Genomic DNA, 2,507 nt, shown 5'->3' on the forward strand with positions numbered 1-2,507 from the left:
TTCGACCCAGCTCTTTCTATAGCAAAAGAAGAGATATCTGCTCTTCTTTCCAGCTAGAAGATATTCTCTCAGTTTCAGAAACTCCTTAAAAAAACCGAGGTATTGATTTGTGAGATGGAAGTGGACCAGACGGTTTTTCGCCCGAACTTTGATTTCATGAAAGCCTTGCTGCGGCCCTCTAGACGGGGATTCCTCATTCCATTTGATGTTTCTTGCGACTGCAAGATTCATTCCTGTCGCAGCTAGGAACATCATGAAGAAAACGTCGCAGGCCATCGTTGCGAGGTTTCGGCGATATATATGCTGAGGATCCGAGTTTGCTTCTTTAAGTATGACTTCTGCTCGATTTCTGATCCTTCTGCACCTTGGTATTCCCTCTCCTTGGGTGTAACTCGCTGCAATCTCCTGCTCATTTGCGACGCGTCCTTCAAAGTAATTGAAGAATTTAGGATATGTCTTTATTCTGTTTCCGTTTGGCTTACTCAACTTCGGTGAATAGAAGGCTGCGAGGGTTGGCATAATCCACATTGAGTTACCCTCCCATCCTAAAAATGCGGGCATTGAGATACGGTTTGGAAAGGGTCTATTCTCAATGCAGAGCTGACTAAATCCCATGAAAAGCATTTCAAAAAGACCAAGCAATTTTGACTGGTCTTCATTCGCTGGAGCATCTTTTTCATGGAAGTTAATTGGCATCCATTTCACGACGAAATTCTTTACCACATAGTCCACCGAAAAGGCCTTGGAAATTAGTCGTTCTACGTAATAAAGGCTTTTTCGATAAGAAACCGATCCGATGTGGTTTCGCTGGAAACGGTCCCATTGAAAAGCTTTATACGCAAGCAAAGCCTTTTCTGCTTCCACCGGAGACCAGAGTGCCTTGCCGTAATCGTTGCGATCACACCAGGAAATAAATCGCATGAAGAATCCGAGGTTGTTACCTACAGACTTGATCGTAAGTAGCTTTAGCTCGAATTGTTCTTTGAGATACCTGACTAGCTGTTTGACGGCATCACCTCTTTTTGCATCAAACGATGCGAGGACAACTGAACATGGGCGATTATGACCACGTGCGTTGTGGCATCGATGACGATAGTACACGGACCCAATATCGATTCGCCACCCGTCGTCGAAATCTATGAGACAGTGTTCCAGCTTATTCGCCGCAAAATCAATATCCTTTAGTGCGACGATTTTCGCCTGCTCACGATTGCTAAGTTGCATGATTTTTTGCATATTTGATTCATCAAGTAACCGTCGCCCGTGAGATTTTGAGAGGGTGCCAGTCCAAAGTTCGGGTCAATATTTATTCAGGCACAGACTGAGATAGTTTCGCCAGTCTCTGCAATTCGCTTTCGAAGTTCGATTGAATATTGCGAATTCGATCTAAGCGCTTCCGATAGTCAAGATACAATTCCGTTGTACGCGGACTTGAGTGCCCCAACCTGGCTTGGACATATTGCAAGGCTTGGCTAAATGAGACTCTGCCTTCGCCAATCAACTTGTTTTGCGCATCTGAAAGGTTCGTTCCAAAAGTGGCGCGAAGGTCGTGAAAACGATATGAGAAATCTGGGATTGTTTGCCTGACCCTGGGGATCACGTAGTTTCTAATAAACATACGCACGACGGCACCCTCACGGTGGTAGCGAATTTGACCGTCCACCTCTACATCACCTCTTTTTCTCTTGCAGTCATACATTGGTGCTCCGGAGCGAGTCAAGAAGACCAAGGTCTTATCTAGATCGCTGACCGCTTTTCCCTGCCGCTTTTTGTAGCGGTCACAGAATAGATAAGCCTGAACTCTCTGATAAAGCCACGATGGTATGTAGAGCACGTTAGCCTTTGAGAATTTGGTATCGACTCCGTATTTCGGCCCGGTCGGCATTCGCACTTCCGCAGCACCATCCGGCACGCTGGCATCGAAAAGATGCTTTCTTAGCGTAAGTACCGTTTGAATGCGCCCACCCGAGAACAGCGCGACTAGATGGCACAGAGTCATCTCGGTGTTGCCTAAGGACTCCAGAGCACGGACAAGCTCCTCCTGTTCGTGCATTGCGAGAGGACGCAGCTTACCTCCATCACATATATATTCCGAATTAGGATCCTCTTCCCCACTAACGCTAATTACAAGATCTGAGCTCTTTACTTCTTTGACAAGGACCGCACCGCTTCGGTCGGTGGTGGAAATTCTGGCCAGCTTATCGATATATGGAGGATGAGCAATTTCTCCATTTTTATTCGCCAAGACCCAGGAGTAAAGCCCCACCACTGCTCGAATACGCCGCTGTGCGGTTCGCCATCCCAACTCTCCTGCCTCAGCGCTTGCGATCAAACGCGCTCGAAAACGATAGGTTGGGCGGTAAAGTTTGTGAGCCGGAAAGTGAAGCGGATCCAAACTCTCTTCATCGAGGAAACGCCGGTAACTTGCCAAGTCCTGCGCAATGTTCGAAAGAGTAGCCCCATTGCAACCTTCCTTTGCTTTCGACAAAAGATATAAGTTTGCATCG

The 2,507-nt window shown here is 46.9% G+C and carries 2 protein-coding genes; both read right to left on the bottom strand.

Annotation, left to right across the window (positions count from 1 at the left end):
- Positions 1–1,236 (bottom strand): hypothetical protein (locus I5W_RS08620; protein WP_044528913.1); only part of this gene is annotated, 1,236 nt, incomplete at its 3' end.
- Between the two features lie 70 nt (positions 1,237–1,306).
- Positions 1,307–2,507 (bottom strand): site-specific integrase (locus tag I5W_RS31990; RefSeq protein WP_044528914.1); only part of this gene is annotated, 1,201 nt, incomplete at its 5' end.

The organism is Herbaspirillum sp. B65 (assembly GCF_000333555.1).
In the GTDB taxonomy this organism is placed as follows: Bacteria; Pseudomonadota; Gammaproteobacteria; order Burkholderiales; family Burkholderiaceae_D; genus Herbaspirillum; species Herbaspirillum rubrisubalbicans.